23 protein-coding genes are annotated in these 22,293 nt (G+C 37.7%); 8 read left to right on the forward strand and 15 right to left on the reverse strand.

Annotation, left to right across the window (positions count from 1 at the left end; all coding sequences use genetic code 11):
- Positions 1-123: 123 nt before the first annotated feature.
- The 4 genes from QWY93_RS16440 to QWY93_RS16455 form a co-directional block, all read right to left on the reverse strand.
- The gene (locus QWY93_RS16440) at positions 124-813 is read right to left on the reverse strand and encodes a TrmH family RNA methyltransferase (RefSeq protein WP_290249508.1); all 690 of its coding nucleotides are present in this window, start codon (positions 811-813) and stop codon (positions 124-126) included.
- Between the two features lie 9 nt (positions 814-822).
- A complete protein-coding gene (locus QWY93_RS16445; protein WP_290249509.1) occupies positions 823-3,444 on the reverse strand; it encodes a DNA gyrase/topoisomerase IV subunit A in 2,622 nt (873 codons plus the stop codon).
- Positions 3,445-3,538: 94 nt separating this feature from the next.
- Positions 3,539-5,446 carry a DNA topoisomerase IV subunit B gene (locus QWY93_RS16450; RefSeq protein WP_290249510.1) on the reverse strand — a complete coding sequence of 636 codons (1,908 nt, stop codon included), beginning with the start codon at positions 5,444-5,446 and terminating at the stop codon, positions 3,539-3,541.
- A 33-nt stretch (positions 5,447-5,479) separates the two neighbouring features.
- A complete protein-coding gene (locus QWY93_RS16455) occupies positions 5,480-5,980 on the reverse strand; it encodes a DNA topoisomerase IV (protein WP_290249511.1) in 501 nt (166 codons plus the stop codon).
- Between the two features lie 281 nt (positions 5,981-6,261).
- On the opposite strand from QWY93_RS16455, the gene QWY93_RS16460 reads away from it, so the two are divergent.
- The gene (locus QWY93_RS16460) at positions 6,262-6,609 is read left to right on the forward strand and encodes a hypothetical protein (protein ID WP_290249803.1); all 348 of its coding nucleotides are present in this window, start codon (positions 6,262-6,264) and stop codon (positions 6,607-6,609) included.
- A gap of 3 nt (positions 6,610-6,612) precedes the next feature.
- Here QWY93_RS16460 and QWY93_RS16465 read toward each other — a convergent pair whose 3' ends face one another.
- Both QWY93_RS16465 and QWY93_RS16470 read right to left on the reverse strand, forming a co-directional pair.
- A complete protein-coding gene (locus tag QWY93_RS16465; RefSeq protein WP_290249512.1) occupies positions 6,613-7,530 on the reverse strand; it encodes an ROK family protein in 918 nt (305 codons plus the stop codon).
- 129 nt (positions 7,531-7,659) lie between these two features.
- Positions 7,660-8,067, reverse strand: a complete 408-nt coding sequence (locus tag QWY93_RS16470) for a YkgJ family cysteine cluster protein (protein WP_353959661.1) — start codon at positions 8,065-8,067, stop codon at positions 7,660-7,662.
- A gap of 110 nt (positions 8,068-8,177) precedes the next feature.
- Here QWY93_RS16470 and QWY93_RS16475 point away from each other — a divergent pair, with 110 nt between their 5' ends.
- Positions 8,178-8,537, forward strand: coding sequence for an arsenate reductase family protein (locus QWY93_RS16475; protein WP_290249513.1), 360 nt, complete (start codon positions 8,178-8,180; stop codon positions 8,535-8,537).
- Here the strand turns inward: QWY93_RS16475 and QWY93_RS16480 are convergent.
- Positions 8,534-9,364, reverse strand: a complete 831-nt coding sequence (locus QWY93_RS16480; protein WP_290249514.1) for a CvfB family protein — start codon at positions 9,362-9,364, stop codon at positions 8,534-8,536. The two genes, QWY93_RS16475 and QWY93_RS16480, sit on opposite strands and share 4 nt — an antisense overlap.
- 144 nt (positions 9,365-9,508) lie before the next feature.
- Between QWY93_RS16480 and QWY93_RS16485 the strand changes: the two genes are divergently transcribed.
- Complete coding sequence (locus QWY93_RS16485; protein ID WP_290249515.1) at positions 9,509-10,411, forward strand: 3-hydroxybutyryl-CoA dehydrogenase; 903 nt, start codon at positions 9,509-9,511, stop codon at positions 10,409-10,411.
- 37 nt (positions 10,412-10,448) lie between these two features.
- Here QWY93_RS16485 and QWY93_RS16490 read toward each other — a convergent pair whose 3' ends face one another.
- A complete protein-coding gene (locus QWY93_RS16490; protein ID WP_290249516.1) occupies positions 10,449-11,093 on the reverse strand; it encodes a DUF7255 family protein in 645 nt (214 codons plus the stop codon).
- Positions 11,094-11,538: 445 nt separating this feature from the next.
- Here QWY93_RS16490 and QWY93_RS16495 point away from each other — a divergent pair, with 445 nt between their 5' ends.
- Both QWY93_RS16495 and QWY93_RS16500 read left to right on the forward strand, forming a co-directional pair.
- The gene (locus QWY93_RS16495; RefSeq protein WP_290249517.1) at positions 11,539-11,871 is read left to right on the forward strand and encodes a hypothetical protein; all 333 of its coding nucleotides are present in this window, start codon (positions 11,539-11,541) and stop codon (positions 11,869-11,871) included.
- A 244-nt stretch (positions 11,872-12,115) separates the two neighbouring features.
- Complete coding sequence (locus QWY93_RS16500; RefSeq protein WP_290249518.1) at positions 12,116-12,655, forward strand: SRPBCC family protein; 540 nt, start codon at positions 12,116-12,118, stop codon at positions 12,653-12,655.
- Between the two features lie 43 nt (positions 12,656-12,698).
- Here QWY93_RS16500 and QWY93_RS16505 read toward each other — a convergent pair whose 3' ends face one another.
- From QWY93_RS16505 to QWY93_RS16535, 7 genes are all read right to left on the reverse strand, one after another.
- Positions 12,699-12,911 (reverse strand): hypothetical protein, encoded by a 213-nt coding sequence (locus QWY93_RS16505; protein WP_290249519.1) that lies wholly within the window; start codon positions 12,909-12,911, stop codon positions 12,699-12,701.
- Between the two features lie 142 nt (positions 12,912-13,053).
- Positions 13,054-14,772, reverse strand: a complete 1,719-nt coding sequence (locus QWY93_RS16510) for an OmpA family protein (protein WP_290249520.1) — start codon at positions 14,770-14,772, stop codon at positions 13,054-13,056.
- 1 nt (position 14,773) lies between these two features.
- Positions 14,774-15,745 carry a deoxyhypusine synthase family protein gene (locus QWY93_RS16515; protein ID WP_290249521.1) on the reverse strand — a complete coding sequence of 324 codons (972 nt, stop codon included), beginning with the start codon at positions 15,743-15,745 and terminating at the stop codon, positions 14,774-14,776.
- Positions 15,746-15,851: 106 nt separating this feature from the next.
- On the reverse strand, positions 15,852-16,493 hold the full coding sequence (locus QWY93_RS16520; protein ID WP_290249522.1) for an OmpH/Skp family outer membrane protein: 642 nt from the start codon (positions 16,491-16,493) through the stop codon (positions 15,852-15,854).
- A 115-nt stretch (positions 16,494-16,608) separates the two neighbouring features.
- Positions 16,609-17,511 carry a histone deacetylase family protein gene (locus tag QWY93_RS16525; protein ID WP_290249523.1) on the reverse strand — a complete coding sequence of 301 codons (903 nt, stop codon included), beginning with the start codon at positions 17,509-17,511 and terminating at the stop codon, positions 16,609-16,611.
- Positions 17,512-17,582: 71 nt separating this feature from the next.
- Entirely contained in the window at positions 17,583-18,149 is a 567-nt protein-coding gene (locus QWY93_RS16530) for a hypothetical protein (RefSeq protein ID WP_290249524.1), read from the reverse strand.
- A gap of 173 nt (positions 18,150-18,322) precedes the next feature.
- Complete coding sequence (locus QWY93_RS16535) at positions 18,323-18,667, reverse strand: phage holin family protein (protein ID WP_290249525.1); 345 nt, start codon at positions 18,665-18,667, stop codon at positions 18,323-18,325.
- Between the two features lie 327 nt (positions 18,668-18,994).
- Between QWY93_RS16535 and QWY93_RS16540 the strand changes: the two genes are divergently transcribed.
- The 3 genes from QWY93_RS16540 to istA all read left to right on the forward strand — a co-directional run bounded on the left by QWY93_RS16540 (position 18,995) and on the right by istA (position 22,275).
- Positions 18,995-19,744, forward strand: coding sequence for an acyl-CoA desaturase (locus QWY93_RS16540; protein ID WP_290249526.1), 750 nt, complete (start codon positions 18,995-18,997; stop codon positions 19,742-19,744).
- Positions 19,745-20,018: 274 nt separating this feature from the next.
- A complete protein-coding gene (locus tag QWY93_RS16545; protein WP_290249527.1) occupies positions 20,019-20,387 on the forward strand; it encodes a BlaI/MecI/CopY family transcriptional regulator in 369 nt (122 codons plus the stop codon).
- 310 nt (positions 20,388-20,697) lie between these two features.
- Positions 20,698-22,275, forward strand: a complete 1,578-nt coding sequence (gene istA / locus QWY93_RS16550; RefSeq protein WP_290249528.1) for an IS21 family transposase — start codon at positions 20,698-20,700, stop codon at positions 22,273-22,275.
- Positions 22,276-22,293: the final 18 nt, after the last annotated feature.

The following is a 22,293-nucleotide window of genomic DNA, read 5'->3' on the forward strand; positions in this document are numbered from 1 at the left end:
AATCAATTTTATAAAACAAAACACCTTTACAACAGGTGCATTAAGACTGCAAATATGCACATTCACTATGGTTTAGAAAAATTTTAAATTTAAAGAATACCCAATAAAGCTTTCTGAGGTTGATTATACTTCTTTGTAAAAATTCCGTAAGTGGATATCCACATTTTTCACCACCCCTTTATACCATTCCAGCCTTAATTCCTCTTTTTCCTCTTCCGACAAGAAATAATCGTTTGGAATGTGTTTCCGGATTTTTTGTTGAAGGTCATATAAAAATATGGAAGCACTAACTGAAATATTGAAACTTTCGGTAAAGCCGGTCATGGGGATATTTACAAGTCCATCACTTTTTTCAATTACCTCTTCACTTACCCCGGCATGTTCATTGCCAAATACCAAAGCCGTTTTTGAATCTGGTTCTAAATCATCTAAGGATATACTTCCCTGAAACGGTGAGGTGGCATAAATCCTATAACCTTGATCCCTAAGCTGTCCAAAACAGTTATCCACCGCATTGGAATCTACCCTTTCTTCATACTTATGGATTTTCACCCATTGAGCTGCCCCACGCGTAACATATGGGTTGATTTTATAAGAGGTGGATTTTTCAATGATATGAATATCCTGAACGCCAAAACAATCACAGGTTCTGATTACCGCACTGGCATTATGAGGTTTATAAATATCCTCCAAAACCAATGTAAAATAACGGGTTCTTTGAGCCAGGACTTCCTCCATCCTGGCTTTTTTATTGTCTGTCACATAACCTGCCAAATAATTGATCAGGTGTTTATCAGGTTTTTCCCCGCTCATTTTTGATTCTTAAAATAACCCCAATTGATCCCTTTCGTCCTCCTCATCCTCATCGACATTTAGGTCGATTTTAGACCCAACCTCCAATTCGTCATTTGCCCCTTCCTTTTGAGGTTTATTGGGTGCTGGTTCTTGTTTTGGCGGGGTTAATAATGTAATATCCTTAATGGGGTGGTTGGAAACTTTATTACCTACTGATTTCCATCCTTTTACATCAATAAGCATATCCAGATCATATTGAACTTCCTCTACCTCCTTACCTTTTTGAATTTTCACATTGACTTGTGGTTGTGAATCGGTGGAAATAATTTTTAGATATGACTTTTTATGGTCCGAAATGAAGTTGAATTTCTTATTCGCAGTAGAAGTTTCGATCATAAACCGCTTGATATAAAACTGCTTGCTGGCCCCGTCAAAGTAAATGGCCGAAATGGCTTTTTGAGGATCAAACTTTTCTATCCACATCAACTCAGAGGGTTCATAACGATTGGTCAACTCATAGGAAGTCACTTCATAACTACCATCTTTATAGAATGCAATAATTTTATCATTTCCCAGAAAATTACCAATTAATTTTCCTCTCTCATCGGTATTTAAACGCCCAATAGATTCATCATAATAAATATCCAGCCCTCCAAGGGTAGAGACCCCTTCCATTTTCAATTGGATTTTTCTAACGGGATATTTTGTAAGGATATTTCCTCCGGCACCCCTGCCTTTAATATCGATTTCTTTGAAATCAAAATCAAAAACTTTAACCCTGGCTTTACAGCCTTGAGTGAGGTAAACAGTTACAATTTCTGCTTCTCCATTGGGGTTGGCGGAAAAATAAAGGATTTTGGAGCCTTTGGTTCCTTTAGTAAGTAAATATTCCCTGTCCCTCGTGACACTGAGAATCTGGAATCGCTTGACCATGGCCCTACCGGATTTACCATCCAGGTAAATCAAATTGTAAACCATGCGTTCATCCCCTTTCCTAAAGACACCCACATGAACGATATCTTTTCCAACAAAGACCTTATCCTGGATTTTGGTTACAACACAGGTACCGTCCCTTTTAAAGGCAATAATATCATCAAGGTCTGAACAATCACAAACCAGTTCATCCTTTTTCAGTCCATAACCGATAAAACCATCTTTTCTGTTGACGTAAAGTTTGGCATTATTGGCGGCTACAGTAGTTGCCTGTATGGTATCAAATGCTCTGATTTCAGTTTTTCTTTCCCTGCCTTTTCCATACTTATCCAGCAATTTCTGGTAATAATTGATGGCAAATTCCGTAAGATGCTTCAGGTTATGGTTGACTTCCTTCAGCTCCTCTTCCAATTTCCGCATCAATTCATCTGCCTTAAAGGTATCAAACTTGGAAATCCTTTTGATTTTTATTTCAGTAAGACGGATTATATCATCTTCGATAATTTCCCTGTAAAAATTAGGCTTAAAGGGATCCAATCCTCTGTCAATGTTACTCAATACATCTTCCCAAGTTTCACATTCCTCAATATCCCTGTAAATCCTGTTTTCAATAAATATTTTTTCAAGAGAGGAAAAAAGAAGCTTTTCCATCAATTCTCCTCTTTTGATTTCCAATTCCCTTTTTAGCAGGGCTTTGGTTTGCTTGGTATTATACTTCAGAATATCATTAACACTGAGGAAAACAGGTTTTTCGCCAATGATGACACAAGCATTGGGAGAAATGGAAACTTCACAATCAGTAAAAGCATAAAGGGCATCGATGGTCATATCCGGGGATTGTCCCGATGCTAAATACACCTGGATCTCAACATCCTTTGCGGTATTGTCCACTACTTTTTTAATTTTGATCTTGCCTTTATCATTGGCTTTAATGATCGAATCAATCAATGAGTTTGTGGTAGTTCCGAATGGAATGTCTTTAATCAAAAGGGATTTACCATCTCCTTCTTCAATTCTTGCCCTAACTTTTATTTTACCTCCCCTGAGACCTTCATTATACTCCGAAAAGTCTGCCAATCCACCTGTTGGAAAATCAGGTACCAGGTTGATAGATCCTCCTTTTAGAATTTCAATGGATCCTTCTATCAATTCACAGAAATTGTGTGGTAGGATTTTAGTGGAAAGCCCTACGGCAATTCCTTCAACCCCCTGTGCCAATAGCAATGGAAATTTTACTGGCAAAGTGACCGGTTCTTTTTTTCGCCCATCATAGGACAATTGCCATTCAGTAGTTTGAGGATTGAAGACCACCTCCTGTGCAAACTTGGAAGGCCTTGCCTCTATGTACCGGGCAGCCGCTGCCCCATCCCCTGTTCGAATATCCCCCCAATTTCCCTGGGTTTCTATCAGGATATCTTTTTGTCCCAAATGAACAATTGCATCACTAATTGAGGCATCTCCGTGGGGATGGTATTGCATGGTTTGACCAATAATATTGGCCACCTTGTTGAACCTACCATCATCCATCTCTTTCATGGCATGAAGAATCCTCCTTTGTACGGGTTTAAATCCATCATCAATGGCCGGTACCGCCCGCTCCAATATCACGTAAGAGGCATAATCCAAAAACCAATTTTGGTACATCCCAGTTACCGCAAGGGAATCATGCAATGCATCGTCTTTGTTTTCTGAATTATTATTTTCTAAATCACTCATTTTATAGTCATCAATAAAATCTTCCTAAAATACCTAGCCTTCCTTAATTAAGATATAGAAAGCAGGTTCACTACAGGTGCCTTCCTTTGAGGCATTATTCAGTTTCCAATGGGGCTTTGTCCGCTGCTTTTTTTGCATTGCTCTCTACCTCCACAATATCCTTTTCCACTTTTAAATTTTCTATGATAAAGGATTGCCGGTTGGAAGTGTTTTTACCCATATAGAATGTTAGCAAATCACCAATTTTGGTATCCTTGTTTAGGATAATAGGGTCCAAACGGATGTTTTCCCCAATAAATCCGCCAAACTCATCAGGGGAAATTTCCCCAAGACCTTTAAAGCGGGTAATCTCAGGTTTATTTCCAAGTTTAGCGATGGCATTTCTTCTTTCCTCCTCAGAATAACAATATATGGTCTCCTTTTTATTTCTTACCCTAAATAACGGCGTGTCCAAAATGAACAAGTGACCATTTTTGACCAAATCCGGAAAAAACTGAAGGAAATAAGTCATGATCAATAAGCGGATGTGCATTCCGTCGACATCTGCATCTGTCGCAATGACTATTTTCCGATAACGTAAATTTTCCACTCCATCTTCAATATTCAGTGCATGCTGGAGAAGATTAAATTCCTCATTTTCATACACCACTTTTTTGGTCATCCCAAAACAGTTTAAAGGTTTTCCACGAAGGGAAAAAACAGCTTGGGTTTGAACATCCCTGGACTTCGTAATGGAGCCTGATGCTGAATCCCCCTCGGTAATGAAAAGCATAGTGTTATTCTTAGCTTCTTCATTGCCCTTTTTGTCATCATAATGGACCCGGCAATCCCTCAGCTTTTTGTTGTGAAGATTCGCTTTTTTGGCCCTTTCATTGGCCAGCTTCTTAATACCGGAAATTTCCTTTCTTTCCCTTTCGGACTGCATTATCCTTTTCAACAGAGCATTGGCGGTTTCCTGATTTTTATGCAGGTAATTGTCCAGTTCTGTTTTGATGAAATCATTAACAAAGGTCCTTAGGGTTGGGCCATCTGGTCCCACGCTATGGGAGCCCAGTTTAGTTTTAGTCTGGGATTCAAAAACAGGTTCCTGGACTCGGACGGCAATGGATGCCACAATACTTTGGCGAACATCCGCAGCATCAAAATTTTTATTGAAGAAATCCCTTATCGTTTTTACAATAGCCTCCCTAAAAGCGGCCAAATGGGTTCCCCCTTGAGTGGTAAACTGGCCATTGACAAAGGAATAATACTCTTCCCCGTATTGGTTGGAATGAGTCAATGCCATCTCGATATCATTTCCTTTAAGGTGGATTATTGGGTACCTTTTGCTTTCCTCATCAATCCTCCTATCCAAAAGATCATGTAACCCTTTGTCTGAATAAAATTTTTTACCATTAAAATTGATGGATAATCCAGCATTCAAAAATGCATAATTCCATACCTGGTTTTCCAGGTATTCGGGAATAAAGTGATAATTTTTAAATACCGTTGGGTCAGGTTTAAAAACAATTTTTGTCCCATTTCTTTCAGAGGTCTTTTCTACTTTCTTGTCCTCAAACAACTCCCCCCTTTCAAATTCTGCAATTTTTGTTTCTCCATCCCTAAAAGACTGTACCCTAAAATATTCAGAAAGGGCATTTACTGCTTTGGTACCTACTCCATTCAATCCAACGGATTTCTGGAAAGCACCACTATCATACTTACCCCCAGTGTTGATTTTGGAAACACAATCCACAACTTTTCCCAAAGGGATTCCTCGACCAAAATCCCTTACTTCTACCTTATGTTCACTGATTTTTAAATCAATTGTCTTTCCATAGCCCATCATATGTTCATCAATACTGTTGTCCAGAATTTCTTTGACCAACACATAAATACCATCATCTTGGGCACTTCCATCCCCCAATTTTCCAATATACATCCCGGGTCTAAGCCGGATATGTTCTTTCCAGTCCAGGGATTTGATACTATCTTCAGTATACTGTACTTTATTATCAGCCATATTTTTTTTTAATCAGATGTGGGTATGAGGAGTTTATTTATGAGATGATTTGACCTGTCTAATTTTTCTGGTCAGGATTACAAACAACATCACAATCCATATTACAAAAAAGATTGGCAAAACATACATTAGGAATTGAGAATTGTTTTCAATTCCCAACTCCAATGACCTATTGATGTTGTGAATATAAAAGGCAATGACCACAATTGAAACATTAATGATCCCTACAAAGGAATATATCCATGACAAAATTTGATCCCGGGATGGATCCCCAACTTCAAATAATTTCCTGAGATTCCTGGAAGTTTTGTTTTCAATCATTTTGGCCGGGGTAACCAATAATAAATTTAGAATAACAAAAACCCCAATTCCCGTATAAAAAAACGTGTTTCTGGAAATGGTTTTAAGAATCTCTCCAAATTCATCCACTTCTAATATGACCTTTTCAGGCAAACCCGAATAAAGGTATAAAAAAGTGACAATAAAGAAGAGTACAGTAAGCAGGTGAAAAGCTTTGGCAAATCTATAATACATATTCATCGTAAATTTGGCTGCTAATATAAAAATTTCAAATGGAAGTCCTCCTCAAGTACTTTTCCGTATTTATTCTCTGCCCTCCAATAAAATTTCAATCCCCTTCCTAACAGATTGATTCCAAGGGGGACAATAACTTTTTATTAAGGATAAACGCCTACAAAAATTTTCCAATGTAGATTTTACTTCTTGGGGAGAGTTCGTACTTTCGGGCCGAAAGTTTCCTAAAATCTAAAACACTTAAATTGAAAAAGGCCAGCTTCTTATTTATTCCACTGATAATGTTTTTTGTTTCCTGCTCCTCAAAATTGGATGTTGGAAAAATTAGCCTGGAAAACTGGAAAAACGACCGAAATGGTTGTAAAGGTTTGAGAATACAAGACTTAGAGGAATTAAAAAAACTCAAAAACACTTTTCTTGAAGCCAATAATCAAGAATTGATCCTTACTTTTGGCAGGCCTGACCGGGTGGAATTGTTGAATAAAAGCCAAATCTACTTTTTTTATTATTTAGAACCTTCTGCTGAATGTGAAGGGGGAAAAAATGAAAAAGAACCTCTAAAGGTTCTTTTTCGACTAAATGCAATCAACAAGGTCAGCGAGGTTACTATTACCACTCTCAACCCTTAACTTCTAAAAACACAAGGCCGCTGCTCCTAAGGTTCCTGCGTTATTGCCCAATGTAGCTTTTTTCAGCTTGATATCTTGAAGATAATATCCGGAAAGATACTGCCTAACTGTTTTTTCCAATGAAGGCATCATAAACTCTAGGCCCGCGGAAATCCCCCCTCCAAAATATATTTCATTCACATCCAATATTCTAACGGTGGACACAATGGCAATTCCCAAAATATCTCCTACCTCCTCAAAAGTCATCAGTGAAACTGGATTACCCTCTTTGGCAGTATCCACCAACAGGTGGGTCCCCAATTCCTGGTCATTCAATACCCCAGCTTTTTCAGGATAAGCTTTGGCCATCCTTTCCAATATATTCAAAATTCCATTTCTTCCAATCAGGGTTTCCAATCTTGCATTTCCGCGGGACATCATATGCCCCATTTCCATGGCATTACCCCTTGCTCCCTTAAAAATTTGTCCATCTAGAACCATGGCACTTCCAATGCCAGTCCCCATAGTGATAAACAGGAAATTTGGAGAGGGAGCGGTGGAAGCAAACTTATACTCCCCCATGGCTGCAGCACTGGCATCATTTTCCAGAAAAAATGCGATCTCTGGATATTTCTCCTGCAAAGCGCCTTTTAAATTAAAATCATTCAAAGCTGGAATGGCAGGGATCTCCAAGGTAGTGGTCCTTTCCTTATCAATTAAACCCGGCAAGCCAATGCCCACCCTTTTCACATCTGGGTATTTAGAAAGGTATTTGCCTATGACTTCTACAAAGCATTGATTGAAGCCTTTAGGGTTATCCCTGTAGGGAGTGGTGTCTTCTTTGTCAAACGAAAGGATTTCCCCCGCTTGGCTAACTTTTCCTATTTTAAGGTGGGTTCCTCCAACATCGACACCCAAAAAGCATTCTTTTTGATTATTCATGGTTCATTTATTAATAGGTTTGATGACCAAAAATAACAAAGACTTCAAATTACTTCCTAAATTCTTTATAAAAGTCTTGAAAGATTTGAAATACGGCAGGGCAAACCAGGGTATTTTTTAAGCTCAAATTCAATATTCCATGCATATTTTTCCTGTTTGTATGGGGGTATTCCCGGCAGGCTTTTGGCCTGGATTCATATACAAAACATTTGTTATCATCCCTAAAAATGGGCATGGACTGGACTGTAATACAAAATCTCCCTCGTCATCCCGATGTAAATAAGTTGAAATAAACACAGAGGATTTCATTTTTAATAATTTGGAAAGCCTATCAATATCTGTTTGAAGAAATATAGGACTTGTGGTCTTACAGCAATTGGCACAATCCAAACAATCCATTTTTTCGAATTGGCGGTCATGCCCATCCTTAAATTTCTCATCCAAAACCTTTGGTTTTATTTTTTTTAACCGTGGCTTTATTTTTTTATGATTAGCGTATTCACTTTGAGATTTTGTTTTGAAATTATTTAAATCCATGATGACTTTTTGCAAAATTTAAACCATTACTTTTCATATATACATTCATATATATTTGGTTTAACGCATTTATTTTGTAATTTTAATTACAACAACAAACCAGAGTTTTTATGGAAATGCATCCCAATGAGCTTTTCTTTTATTATATCCCTACCCATTCTATTGATAAACAAGCTAGGGCATATGCCAGATCTATTTCCAGACATGTCCACGAAATAAACATTGAAAAAGAAAAAATAACCTCTACAGGGTGGAAACTCATATTGGATATGTTAAACCTCAGAGCTAAGGATATATTGAACAAGTCTCATCCGGAATACCAATCCATGATTGCGGGGAAAACTTGGGATGAAGAAGGTTGGTTAAACATACTTGTCAAACATCCTTATTTGATCAAGGCACCCATTGCCATAAAACAGCATAAAGCTGTTTTATGTACCACTCCAACAGAGATATTAAAATTAAACTAGTCAATTAACTCAATCCCATCTTTATGCAAAAGAATCCTTTTACTTTTATAGAGTTGACCAATTGACTGTTTGAAGTGCTTTTTGCTCATCCCAAGGGTCTTTTTGATTTCTTCAGGGGATGATTTATCGTGAAGGGGCAAAAATTTCTGGACTTTTAAAGTTTCCAAGATTTTTTCAGCCCCTTCTTCATATTTTTGCCTTCCAATGGGGTTAAGCTGGACATCCAGTTTTCCATCTTCCCTTTTCTTCTTGATATATGCCCTTTTTTTATCTCCTACCTGTAAAGGCTCGAAAATTTCATTTTCATAGATCAGACCTTCATAATTGCCATCAATCAAAACTTTAAATCCCAATTCTGTTTTTTCAAATACCAAAATTTCGACCTCCTGCCCTTCAGAAAAGTTTTCAGTATCACTTAAAATAAAATCCTGATACTTGGAAACCCCTATCAATCGATTGGTTTTGTAATCAACACAAACCATGACCAAATATTTCTCCTCTGCTTGGATAGGTTTTCCCATTTCCGATTTCGGGACAAATAAATCTTTTGGTAGGCCCCAATCCATAAAGGCCCCAAAAGATGTGATAGTTTTTGCTCTCATTAGGGCAAATTCATCTACCAAAGCAATCGGTTTTTGGGTAATGGCTACGGGCCGGTCTTCACTATCAGTATATATAAAAACAGTTTTTTCATCTCCTTCTTGCTCATCCCCCTGAAGATAACTCTTGGGCAGTAAAACTTCATTTCCATTACTAAGTTGTAAGTAAGCACCATTGGCTGTAAACCTATTGATGGACAAGGTGGAAATTCTCCCTAATTCTTTCATGCCCCAAAGGTAAGTATTTTATGCACAAAAAGGGCTGCCCAACTTCCCATTTGGGGATATTCTATTTAAATATTGGATTCCAAAGCTTAACCTTTTATTTTAATAATATCCAAAAGGATTTTATCTACCCTAAATAATCGAATAATGACAAAAATCGCAGTGATAGGCTCTGGTACCATGGGAAATGGCATTGCCCATGTTTTTGCTCAATATGGACACCAAGTGGCTTTAATTGACCTTGAACACAAAATATTGGAAAAAGCTATTGACCGGATCAGCCAAAACCTTGACCGGCAAATTGAGAAAGGAACTGTTTTGGAGGATGACAAAGAAGAAATTCTGGATAGGATCCAAACCTTTACCCAAATGGAAGAAGGGTCCAAACATGCAGATATTGTCCTGGAAGCTGCCACCGAAAACCTACCTATCAAAATTGAGATTTTTCAAAAACTGGATCAAATTTGTCCTAAACAAACGATTCTGGCAACCAATACTTCATCCATTTCTATTACCAAAATTGCAAGTGCTACCAATAGACCAGAAAAAGTAATCGGCATGCATTTTATGAATCCTGTACCTGTCATGAAATTGGTAGAAGTCATCCGGGGTTACAGCACCAGTCATGAAACTGTTCATCAGATATTGGCTTTATCGAGGAATTTGGACAAAGTGCCAGTTGAGGTAAATGATTACCCTGGATTTGTCTCCAATAGGATTCTATTGCCTATGATCAATGAAGCAATTACCACCCTCTTTGAAGGGATAGCAGGGGTTGAGGAAATAGATACGGTTTTGAAATTGGGTATGGCTCATCCAATGGGTCCCCTCCAATTGGCCGATTTCATTGGTTTGGATGTTTGTTTATCCATCTTAAATGTGTTACATGAAGGCTTTGGTTATCCCAAATACTCTCCATGTCCCCTCCTGGTTAATATGGTACAGGCAGGACATTTAGGGATGAAATCTGGAAAAGGGTTTTACAAATACACCATTGGTTCAAAAGAAAAAACGGTTGCAGAAAGATTCAAAAGTAACCGACAATATTGAAGATTTGATTATAAAGATGGCCAATATTAAATTTTGCCTACTCCATTTTTCTAAGTAACCAAGAAGCAATTGGGTTATATAAATCTTGATTGGGCCTGGTCAGCAACTGATCTATTTTCTTCAGACTACCACCGGTCATTAAGTTTTCATACATAGAAATCCTAATGATTTTATAACCATGGAGTCGACTCAATAAATCATATTGGGCATCATTATAGGCATTTAATTTCCAACCTGCAGAACCATTATTGGATAGGTCTCCAAAATCTTCAGAAGGGCCAAAACAACGGCCAGCAACAGGGGGGCCATTCCAAACCCTTTCCTGAACACCTGCTTTATGGCACTCCTTTTCAAAAGTCCTGCAAAGTCTTTTGTAACCTTCAACCCAGGGGAAAGTAAAGGTATCATAAATACCTGTCTTTAAAGTACTTAACCTATACCTGTTAAAATGAACGGCATCGTCATATAGAAATAAAAATCGGTCGATTTTAAAATCAAACTTAAGTTTATCCAAAATGATAAATTCCCCTTTTCCATCAAGAGATTTATAGGCATCAGCCAATAATTCCCTGGCTTTTTGATCTAATAAATTCCGGTTCACCTCAATTCTAAATTCCTCCTCGAAAGGCACCTCCTTTTCCTGGAGGATGTCCAATAGGGTATTTACTTTTAGATAATGCACTTTATTAAGCTTTGTTGGTTTTTAAAGAGATTTAACCCCATTTTTTTATATTAATTATTTTCCTATAAGGTCTTCTCTAAGGAAAATTCCCCCTATTTGATTTCATTACTAATCCTTTCTTTCAAATTTCCTTTAGAGCCTGGAAAAGTAGTTCGTGAGGACATATCAATACCTATTAAAAGAATAATGATAAAGAAAATAATCCCCACTACCAGAAATACTACCTTATTTTTTTTCATATTGAAATAGAAACCTGGGATTTAAATCCAAATTGACTAAGCATTTGCAAAATTAATTGAATCAGTAATTAATAAAAAATCTTATCCATTTTAGTGTTATTTTCATAAATAAGTTAATTTTGCCATTGTTTTTTTAACAATGGAATTATACTATCAAGTCAAAAAAGATTATTATCCATTTTTACATTTAAGAACAGTTTAATAAGATGTACAAAGTTATTGATAAAGAGGTCATTTTTCAATTTTTAGGTGAAGACCGGGATTTGTTACCACAAATGATGGAAATGATTTTGACCATAAACCTTCCTGAACTAAAGGGTTTACCTGAACTTTATGAAAATGGTCTATATGAGGATGTAAGGATAAAAGTCCATAAGGCCAAATCAACAATGGGATACCTTGGTGCTCTGGAGGTGAAACAATTGCTGCAATCTATGGAAAAGGATATCCCTACAACCTTTCCCGAAAAATATGATAAACTCCAAGGCTTCATTATTACCATAGAAAAAGAATTAAACAATTTAATAGGTGAGTTATAAAATGGGTTAACCAATTAAATTTCTGGAGTATAAACAATTTAATCAACCCTTTAAATAATTAAGTTTCATTTTCATAATCTCTTAAATTATTTTCCCCATTAACTTACAAAAACCCATTTTTTATTTCACTATTAACCCAAAAACAATAAATTATTTTATTAATTTAACTTTTTGTTTTAAAACCCATATTTATTAATGCAATAATTCAAAGTAATTCATTGTTTTAACCAATAACAGCTAAACCATGAAAATTTTAAAAGGAATCCTTTACGGCATCATTGGGGTGGTTGCAGTCGCCTTAATTGCTGCATTATTCATCAAAAAAGAATACGCTGCCGAAAGGGAAATTATCATCGAAAAACCCCTTCCCGAAGTTTTCTCCTATGTAAAGCAATTGAAAAATCAGGATAATTTTAGTGTCTGGGCGCAAATGGACCCCGAAATGGATAAATCTTATACCGGGACGGATGGAACAGTTGGATTTGTTTCATCATGGGATAGTGAAAAACCAAGTGTAGGTAAAGGAGAACTCGAAATTATCCGTATTGAAGAAAATCAAAGGATAGATTACGAACTCCGTTTTTATGAACCATTTGAGGCCACAGATAATGCATATATGATTACTGAGGAGGTATCAAAAGATCAAACGAAGGTAAAATGGGGATTTGAAGGAAAAAGCCAATACCCAATGAATTTAATGCTTGCATTAATGGGAACGGAAGAAATGCTGGGTGAACAATTAGAACAGGGGCTTAAAAACTTAAAAAATGAAATGGAAGATTAAATAAAAAAGGGTTAGCACCATAAATTGCTAACCCTTTTTTATTTTATTCATTTGAATCGATTTCTACATCAATCTTTTCAGATTCCACTTCCACCTTTTTATCATCAGCATCTAATCTGATTTTGGTTTTAGATTCCTCTTTTGATGGGGCTTCTTCCACTGGTGCTTCTTGGGTTTCCTCTTTGTTTTTTTCGGAACCACAACTAGCCAAAGAAGCTAACATTACAATTGAAAATAAATAAATTAATTTTTTCATTGTGTGAATATTAATTGGGTTAAACAAAATCATACTATCTATATATTTAAGATAGACGGTATAATTTACCTAATTTTTTATTAATTATTATCTTTAATAATATATTTTACTACAAATTCCTCTCCAATTTCAAAAATAAGGACTAATCCATTATAATCATTTCAACCCTTCGGTTCAATTTTCGACCTTGCTCTGTATCATTGCTGGCTATTGGTTTTCTCCCACCCCATCCAGCTGTCATGATTCTTTCAAAAGCAATACCTTGATCAACCATAAAATCACGGATAGCACCAGCTCTATTGAGCGACAATTCTTTGTTTAACATAGAATTACCTACATTATCGGTATGCCCTTCTAATTTAATTTTAACCTCAGGATGTTCTTCCATAAATTCCACCAAATCCAAAATAGCTTCTTTGGACCCTTGGTCTGCCAAGGTTGAAGTTCCACGTTTAAATAAAATATCATCCAGAACAATACTTGCTCCCCTTGATACACGGGTCAAGTATATTATTTCCACATTTTGGGTAAAGGATTCTACAGAAACAGAATAAGGAAGATAGTTGGGAGCAGTAATTTTTATACGTTCTGCATTACTACCCAAGGGAAATTCCCCCTCTGTTTTTTCCACCTGTTGGCTTGCTGTGGTTTCTCCAATTTCATTTCTGTATGAAATTGTATAGGTGATCGGTGATTTTGTTGAAGCATCCAAAACCTTAATTTTTGCCGTTTTCTCATTATCAGAATATACGGGTACAATTTGATTTTCTTCCTGGTTTTTTTCAAGATCTTGATTAATATCTTCCCCAGTTTGGACCGGTTCAGGTCCCTGACTTAAAAATTTATTTTTTGAATTTTCCTGTTCCATTTCCGAAACAGAAGTTGTTGCAATTTCACTTTCAATTGGAAGCTGATTTTCTGCAATTGTATTGGAAAGCTCTGGCCCTTTAGGTATTTCTTTACGTGTAATTTCCTCTGCCCTTAACATCATTATATCCCCATAGCCTTCACTATTTTGTGTGGTGGTATAATATGCCGTATATGGATTATTGGAAGGAATAAAGTAGGACAATTCCATACCCGGGGTATTAGTTTTATCTGAAAGCCGGGTTGGTTCAGTCCAGTTTTCCCAGCTATCATCCAACCTTTGACTGTAAAAAATATCCCTTGCCCCTTTGCTTCCATGGCCGTTGGAGGAAAAATAAAGGATCTGTGTATCTTCCGAAAGAAAAGGGGTCATTTCCTGTTGAAAGGAATTAACTTTTGGCCCTAGGTTTTGGGGCATAGACCAACGACCGTTTTCTTTTTTAAAACTCACATAAATATCCTCGTTTCCATAGGATCCGTAGGATTCCATGGAAAGGACCATAATTTCCCCGGAACCATGGAGCCTGGCCCCGAAATAATTACTTTTATTCCTAAAGCTCCCAAAATTCTGGGCCTGGCTCATTTCCCAATTACTCTCCCCTTTCCTTTTGTATTCATATATTCCATGGCTTTTATTTCCATTTCCATCATGATAAACCAAAACAGAATTACTAGAGGAAAATCCTATCAATACATCATAGCCGTCGGTGGAAAGGTCAGCAATGGGTTGCCCATCTTGCCATTGGTTAAAGTCATTTTTTGAACTAAACCAAACATCTCCCAGATCCTTTTCTCCCCTTTTATTTTTTTCATGGTGGGCCACGGTGAAGTAAAGCTCTTCGTTTGGGGATAATACCGGATGCTGCTCATCATAGGAACTATTTACCTCCTTTAAGGAATAAATACCCTGTCCATAGGAAGGTAAAAAAACACAAAAAGCAAGTATTTGAAGAATACCTGCTTTGAGTAAAATTGACTTTTTGTTGTTTTTCATATTACTGATCTAAAACTATTGCAAATACCAAGGGGGCCACAATCGTGGCATCTGACTCAATGATATATTTTGGGGTATCTATCCCCAGTTTGCCCCATGTTATTTTTTCATTAGGAACTGCTCCGGAATAGGATCCATATGAAGTGGTACTATCAGATATCTGACAGAAATATCCCCAGAGCGGTATTCCATCACGCTCCAGGTCTTGATGGAGCATGGGAACGACACATATAGGGAAATCCCCAGCAATTCCCCCGCCAATTTGGAAAAATCCGACAGTACTTTCTGGAATTGCTTCCTGAGTATACCAATCTGCCAGGTACATCATGTACTGAATTCCACTTTTGACGGTATGAACATTTTTTATATCACCTGAAATACAATGCCCCGCAAACATATTACCCAAAGTACTGTCCTCCCATCCTGGAACTATAATAGGGAGGTTTTTCTTGGCTGCTTCCATCAGCCAACTGTTTTTGGGATCTATTTGGTAATACTCCTCCAGTTTTCCAGACAACAAAATTTTGTAGAAAAATTCATGGGGAAAATAACTTTCTCCAGCATTATCGGCTTTCTGCCATTCTTCCAAAATCACCTTTTCTATTCTCCTCATAGCCTCCATTTCCGGAATACAGGTATCCGTTACCCGGTTCATATGGCGATCTAGGAGCCCTTTTTCCTCCTCGGCGGATAAATGCCTGTAATGAGGTACGCGCTCATAATAATCATGGGCTACAAGATTAAATACATCTTCTTCCAGATTGGCCCCAGTACAAGTGATGATATGCACTTTATCTTGCCTGATCATTTCAGCCAAAGAAATGCCGAGTTCGGCCGTTGACATGGCACCGGCAAGGGTTACCATCATTTTACCATTATTATCAAGATGGGCCTTATAACCCTCTGCTGCATCAATGAGGGCGGCAGCATTAAAATGTCTAAAATTGTGCTTTAGAAAATCAGTAATTTTCATCCTGGATGCTTTTTTAATTAAAATAAGGTTTAAGTCAAAAATATTAACTTACACAAAAAAAGCCCGGAAAACCGAGCTTTTTCAATAGAAAATATAGATGCTGGTATTATTTTTCTTTGCTTTCTTCCTTTTCAGTTGATTCACCAGAGGATTTATTTTCTTTAGAAGCATAATTTTCATTGATTCCCTCAATTACCGATTGAGTTACATCCAAAGCCTCATTGGCATACCAAACGCCACCGCCCCTGGTATAGGACAAAATCATTTCAAGATCATTTTCCTTGGCATATTCCTTTAAATATACCTGAATCTTATCGTACACTTCATTATAGAGCTGATTTTCATCCGCAGACAGTTCTTTCATTAAATTATCCCGGTAGGATACCAGATTCCTTTCTTTTTTCATCAACTCCTCTTCCTTGGCCCTGGCTTGGTTCATGGTCATGTTTTGGGCAGACTGCTGAAAATTAGAAACCTCCTGCTCAAAGCCTTTGGCACGGTTGGAAAGTTCGGATTCGTAACGTTTACCTTTCTCAGAAATTTCCTCTGACTTTTCCTTAAAATAATCATAATTTTGGATAACACTGTCGGTATTGATATAAGCAATTTTTAAATTGCTCATATTCACCCCATTGTCACCATTATTGTCTTGGGCTGCACCTTGGGTTGTGTTTTCTCCTTGATTACAGCCAGTAAAAATAAGGGCTGAAATGCCTAAAATTCCTAATACTCTACTTAATTTCTTCACGGTTATTATTTGTTAATTCAACTTCTCGCAAATATAAACAAACTTATGATTCTACAAATTGAAATATAGGGTGGATCAAATTTTTCTAGTTGGAAAATATTTAATGCTTAAAAAATTAAAAGAAAATTTCCTGGGCCAACCTATAAGTATTGGCATGAGCTTCAACAATATGACTTATTTTTTCAGAATATCCTCCTCCCATACAACACATAATGGGGATTTCATTTTGAAAAGCCAGATCCAAAACCATTTTATCCCTCCTTTTACAACCTTCAATGCTTAAGCTTAACCTTCCCAGTTTATCAGTGGATAATACATCCACCCCACTTTGATAAATAATAAAATCTGGAGCTACAGATTCCAATAGTTTTTTTAAATGCCGGTCTAAGGTTTTTAAATACAAATCATCCCCGGTTTTATCCGGCAATTCTACATCAAGATCAGACTTTTCCTTTTTCATGGGGTAATTTGAAGCACCATGCATACTAAAAGTAAAAACCTGAGGTTCTTCACCGAATATTTCTGCCGTGCCATTTCCTTGGTGAACATCCAAATCCACTACCAATATTTTTCTTGAAAGTTTGTTTGCAATCAGGTAGTTGGCAGAAATAGCTATATCATTTAGCAAACAAAAACCCTCCCCCCTGTCAGAAAAGGCGTGGTGGGTCCCTCCGGCTATGTTCATGGCAATCCCATATTCCAAAGCAAAGAGGGATGCCTGTACGGATCCATGCATAATATGCACCTCCCGATCAATCAGACCCCTGCTAAGAGGGAAGCCTGTTTTTCTAATTTCAGATTTGGTCAAGTCCAAATCAGATAACTTTTTAAAATAAGCAGGCTGATGGGTATTTGTAATCCATTTATTTTCCAGGGCTATTGGTTCAAATAGATTATCTTTTTCAATAGTTCCCTCATAAAGCAATTGCTCGGGAAGCAATTCATATTTCTCCATTGGAAACCGGTGCCCCTTTGGTAATGGGTGTGAATAAATTGGCGACCAAGCTATCTTTAGCATATAATCTAAACATAAAAAAACCGATTGTTGTTTAAAACAACCGGCACTGGAAATTAAATTTTAATGAATTATTAATCTTCTTGAAGGTCTTCGTCTTCAGACTGGAAGGCATAAAAGGTTTCATCCAACCTAATGGTATCATCATTAAATTCCTGGATAAATTTTGAAATGACCTTTTCGTCTATTCTATCTACATTAATTGCTGCATCTAATCCAATGCCAAAATCATGATTGGTATCCAAATCAATAAATTCCTGCACCTTGACGGATTCCTCTTCCTCTATTTCCATAATTATTTCCGTCATAAACCAACCAATTTCCTCCTCATCACTATTAAGGGGTTTTAAATTCCCATTCTCATCCTCTTCATATTTTATCCCTCTAAAATTGGGAAATTTCTGGGCTGCTTTATGTTCTGCCAATTCATACACCTCACTGGAGTGGTGAAGTCTCAAAGTATACAATGCGGCATCATAAATCACTTCTCTGCCTTCGTACATACCAATGAAATAAAAATTGACAAATTCATCACTGTTGTTTTCAGAAGGAATTATTTTAAATGGTTTACCTGAAGCCTTCAATTCCTCCTTTAATTTAGCAATGGTCTCTGGTTTCAGTCCTTCGTTCTTATATAACATCGTTAGCGTCATAGTACCTTTTTAATTACAACATAGCCTATATTTATGAAACTATTAAAACAGTTACCATTTTTATTGTAACCACCGATTATAATTAATTAAATTACAACTAATTACCTTAAAAAAAAATGATTGCCATTTTTTTTACAATTGCATTCTCATGCCCTTTACCGTCAGTCTTTTTCAAGCAAATTGACTCCCAACAATGAATTAATGATTGACAATATTAAACTGAAAAAAAGTGCCCACCAAAAACCATTGACCTCAAAACCAGGCATGATTTCCGCAGCTAGTAAAATGATAAAAGCATTAATGACCAATAAAAAAAGACCTAAAGTCAAAAGCGTGATGGGGATGGTCAATAAAATTAACAATGGTTTAATGGTAACATTTAATAAACTCAACAAAACTGCTATAATTATTGCGATGAAAAAATTGTCGACAGAAACTCCTGGTAAAAGGTAGCTTGAAATAATGACTGCCAATCCAGCCACAACAAGTTGGATAATGATTTTCATATAAATTTATTTGAACTAAAATTTTAAATTAGGAAAAATAATCTGATATTTTTCAATCAAATTAAATTTAGTGAGGACCTTCTATTTTACCGGCCCAGACAGGAAATTAACCATTCAATTCCCGATTTTTAGTAAAACTTCAATCTTTTTTTTCCTCCCCAATAAACCCCGATCTGGGATTTAAAACCTGGAATTCGACCTTGTTTTCCAAATCATTCCTGCAAAAAACATGAATAATATCATAAAATTAAAAAATAATGAAAATACGTATTACTTTTATGGCTTTTTAAAAGTATCTTTGTAGCATTAATCAATAAAAAACAATAAGTGATCTTAATAATTTTCTTTCTACTGCACTGGTATTTCTCTTTGTTTTGCCAAAGCTTTTTCCTTCACCGCTATGCGGCTCATCAAATGTTTTTGATGAATAAATTCTGGGAAAAGTTTTTCTATCTTTTCACTTGGATATGCCAGGGAAGTTCCTATTTATCCCCGAGGGCCTATGCCATTCTCCATAGAATGCACCATGCCTACAGTGATACTCCAAAGGATCCTCATAGCCCCCATCATACGGAAAATCTGTTTACAATGATGTGGAAAACCAAAAACATATATAATGACTATTTTTCCTTTAGGCTAAAGCCCGAAGAAAGGTTTTCCAAGGATGTTCCGGATTGGAAAAAATTTGACCTTATGGCAGACTCCATGGTTGTAAGGGTTGCTTGGGGAGTTTTATATGTAGCTATTTATGTTTTAAGCATAAGTGTATTTGAGCTGGCAGGTACGCATTGGTGGATGTACTTCCTCCTTCCTATACATTTTATGATGGGACCAGTTCACGGAGCAATTGTAAACTGGAGTGGTCATAAATATGGATATGCCAATTTTGATAACAATGACCACAGTAAAAACAGTTTGTTGATGGATATTTTAATGTTGGGTGAATTGTTCCAAAACAACCACCATAAATTACCCAACCGTCCCAACTTTGCAGTAAAATGGTACGAATTTGACCCTACCTACCCCATTGTGAAATTGCTGCATATGACAAGGATAATAAAATTAAGAACAGCATAAATTTTAAAGCCGCATTGAATTGCGGCTTTTTTTTGACTAAAACACTTTTTACAAAATCCTTATTGAACAGGTCTTGTTCATTAAATGTGATCGAAGAAAAATAATAAAGGCCAAATCCCAAACCAAAGTCCCCAAATCCATTCCCAAATTTTAGGCGTTATTTTCCTTTCCTGTATTGTAGGGAAGCTTTCAATTCCTACCTTTTATTTGCTCCTATATCCACTTGATTATATAAAACTAAATGATTAAGTTGATAAAAAAACAGCTTAATCACATGAGAGAATTAACCAAAGCCGAAGAACAAGTCATGCAAATTCTTTGGGAAATCGAGGAAGGATTTGTGAAAGAAATTCTTGAAAAGATGCCCTCCCCAAAACCTGCCTACAATACCGTTTCGACCATTATCAGGATTTTGGAGAGAAAGGGATTTGTCAAGCATAAAGCCTATGGAAAATCACACAAATATTTCCCCATAGTTTCCAAAGATCAATACAGAAGTTTTTCTATTAAAAACCTCTTGTCAGGTTACTTTGGTGGATCCTTTTCCAAATTAGCTTCCTTTTTTGCCAAAGATGAAAAACTGGACATCAAGGATCTTGAAAAATTGATGAAAGAGGTCAAAGATGATGTAAAATCAGGTTAATGACACATTGGTTTGATTACATTTGGCAGAGCACCTTCTGCCTATTATTTTTTTATGGTTTTACTGGGTTTTCTGGATAATCCGGAGTAAACTGACCCCTCCGAATTAGGCAATTATTCAGGTACCAAAGTGGCTTTAAGGGCCAGAATCGCCTGTCATTCCGGCGGATGTTGACCCCCTGAAGAAAAAATTGAGCTAAATCCGGAGCAAGCTGACCCCTTTGAGGCTTAAATTCCGGAGCAAGTTGACCCCTCTATGGAATGGTTTTGGTTTTTTAGCGGACATTTTCGAAACCGCTAAGCATAATCCGATGGCAGGTAAACCAAAACCGATGAGTCAGATCAAGCAGATGATTATTTTACGGCAGCAGGGCAAGGGCATCAAAACCATAGCCCGCATGCTGGAGATGAGCAAAAACACAGTCAAGAGCTATCTTTTTAAGCTGGACAAGCTGTTGGAAAACAATAAGAAAACAGGGCTTACGACGGAGAAGCTCCTGTCCATGGAGGTACCTGAGATTGAGAAACAGTTCCTTTCAGGGGACCCTTCTTACAAAGATCCCCGGTACGAACACTTTATCTCCAACCTTGCTTATTATCAAAAAGAGCTCCAGCGCAAAGGGGTGACCAAAACTCTTTTATGGGAAGAGTACAGGCAGTCCTATCCCGATGGATACGGCCGTAGCCAGTTTTGCCACCACCTCAACCAACAGGATCTTGCCCGGGCAAAGCCATCCATGGTACTTGAGCATAAGCCTGCAGAGAAGCTGTATATAGACTTTGCAGGCAAGCCCATCGCCTACATAGACAGGGAAACCGGAGAAGAGGTCCGGTGCCAGCTGTTTGTGGCCTGCCTTCCCTATTCGGATTATGCCTTTGCCATGGCCGTGGCCTCCCAGACCATCCCGGACTTCCTATATGCCCTAAGCCGTTGTATGGAGCAGTTGGGGGGTGTGACACAGCTGTTGGTCCCCGATAACCTGAAAGCTGCAGTGAACAAAGCCGACAAGTATGAGCCAAGTATCAACCAGGCTCTTGAGGATTTTGCCAACCACTACGGCACGGCCGTAGTGCCTGCCAGGGCGAGGAAGCCGCAGGACAAGGCATTGGTAGAGAACCAGGTAAAGGTCCTTTACTCCCGGGTATATGCCAGGCTCAGGAATATGCAGTTCTTCGATATACACAGTTTAAACAGGGCCATTGGCCAAAAGGTAAAAGCCCATAACCAGACCCGGATGCAGCAAAAGCCCTACTGCAGGGAAGAGAAGTTTCTCGCCGATGAGAAGGGCCTGTTGGGGAAACTCCCCGGGGAACGCTTCGAGCTGAGACACTATGCCCGGCTGACCGTTGCCAAAAACAACCACATCTATCTGGCCCGGGACAACCACTATTTCAGTGTCCCCTATACACTGATAGGCCAAAGGGTAAAGGTGATCTATACACGGAGTATGCTCTATGTGTTCCATAAAGGGGAACGGGTGGCCATACACAGCAGAGGCTTCAATCAAGGGAGTTATTCCACGCTCAAAGAACACCTGTGTTCCCAGCACCAGCATTATAGGGACAGAAGTCCTGAATATTACCGCAGCAAAGCCGCCCAACACTCAAAGGTCTTGTCCAGGTACATCTCCCTGCTGTTTAAACAGGGCAAGATCCCCGAACAGCTTTACAGGACCTGTGACGGGCTGCTCGCCCTGGGCAGGAAGGTGGATAAGGAGCGACTGGAGAAAGCCTGCAATACAGCCATGGAGTACAAAGTATACTCCTATACCTTTATCAAGAACATGCTGGAAAACAATATGACAGAAGCTACAGCGGAGCCGTCTGCCAGGGAACTTCCTGAACACGGGAATGTCAGGGGAAAAACATATTATGACCAATATCAATAACTTAAACTTTAAACAACT

This window comes from Echinicola jeungdonensis, assembly GCF_030409905.1.
Lineage (GTDB): Bacteria > Bacteroidota > Bacteroidia > Cytophagales > Cyclobacteriaceae > Echinicola > Echinicola jeungdonensis.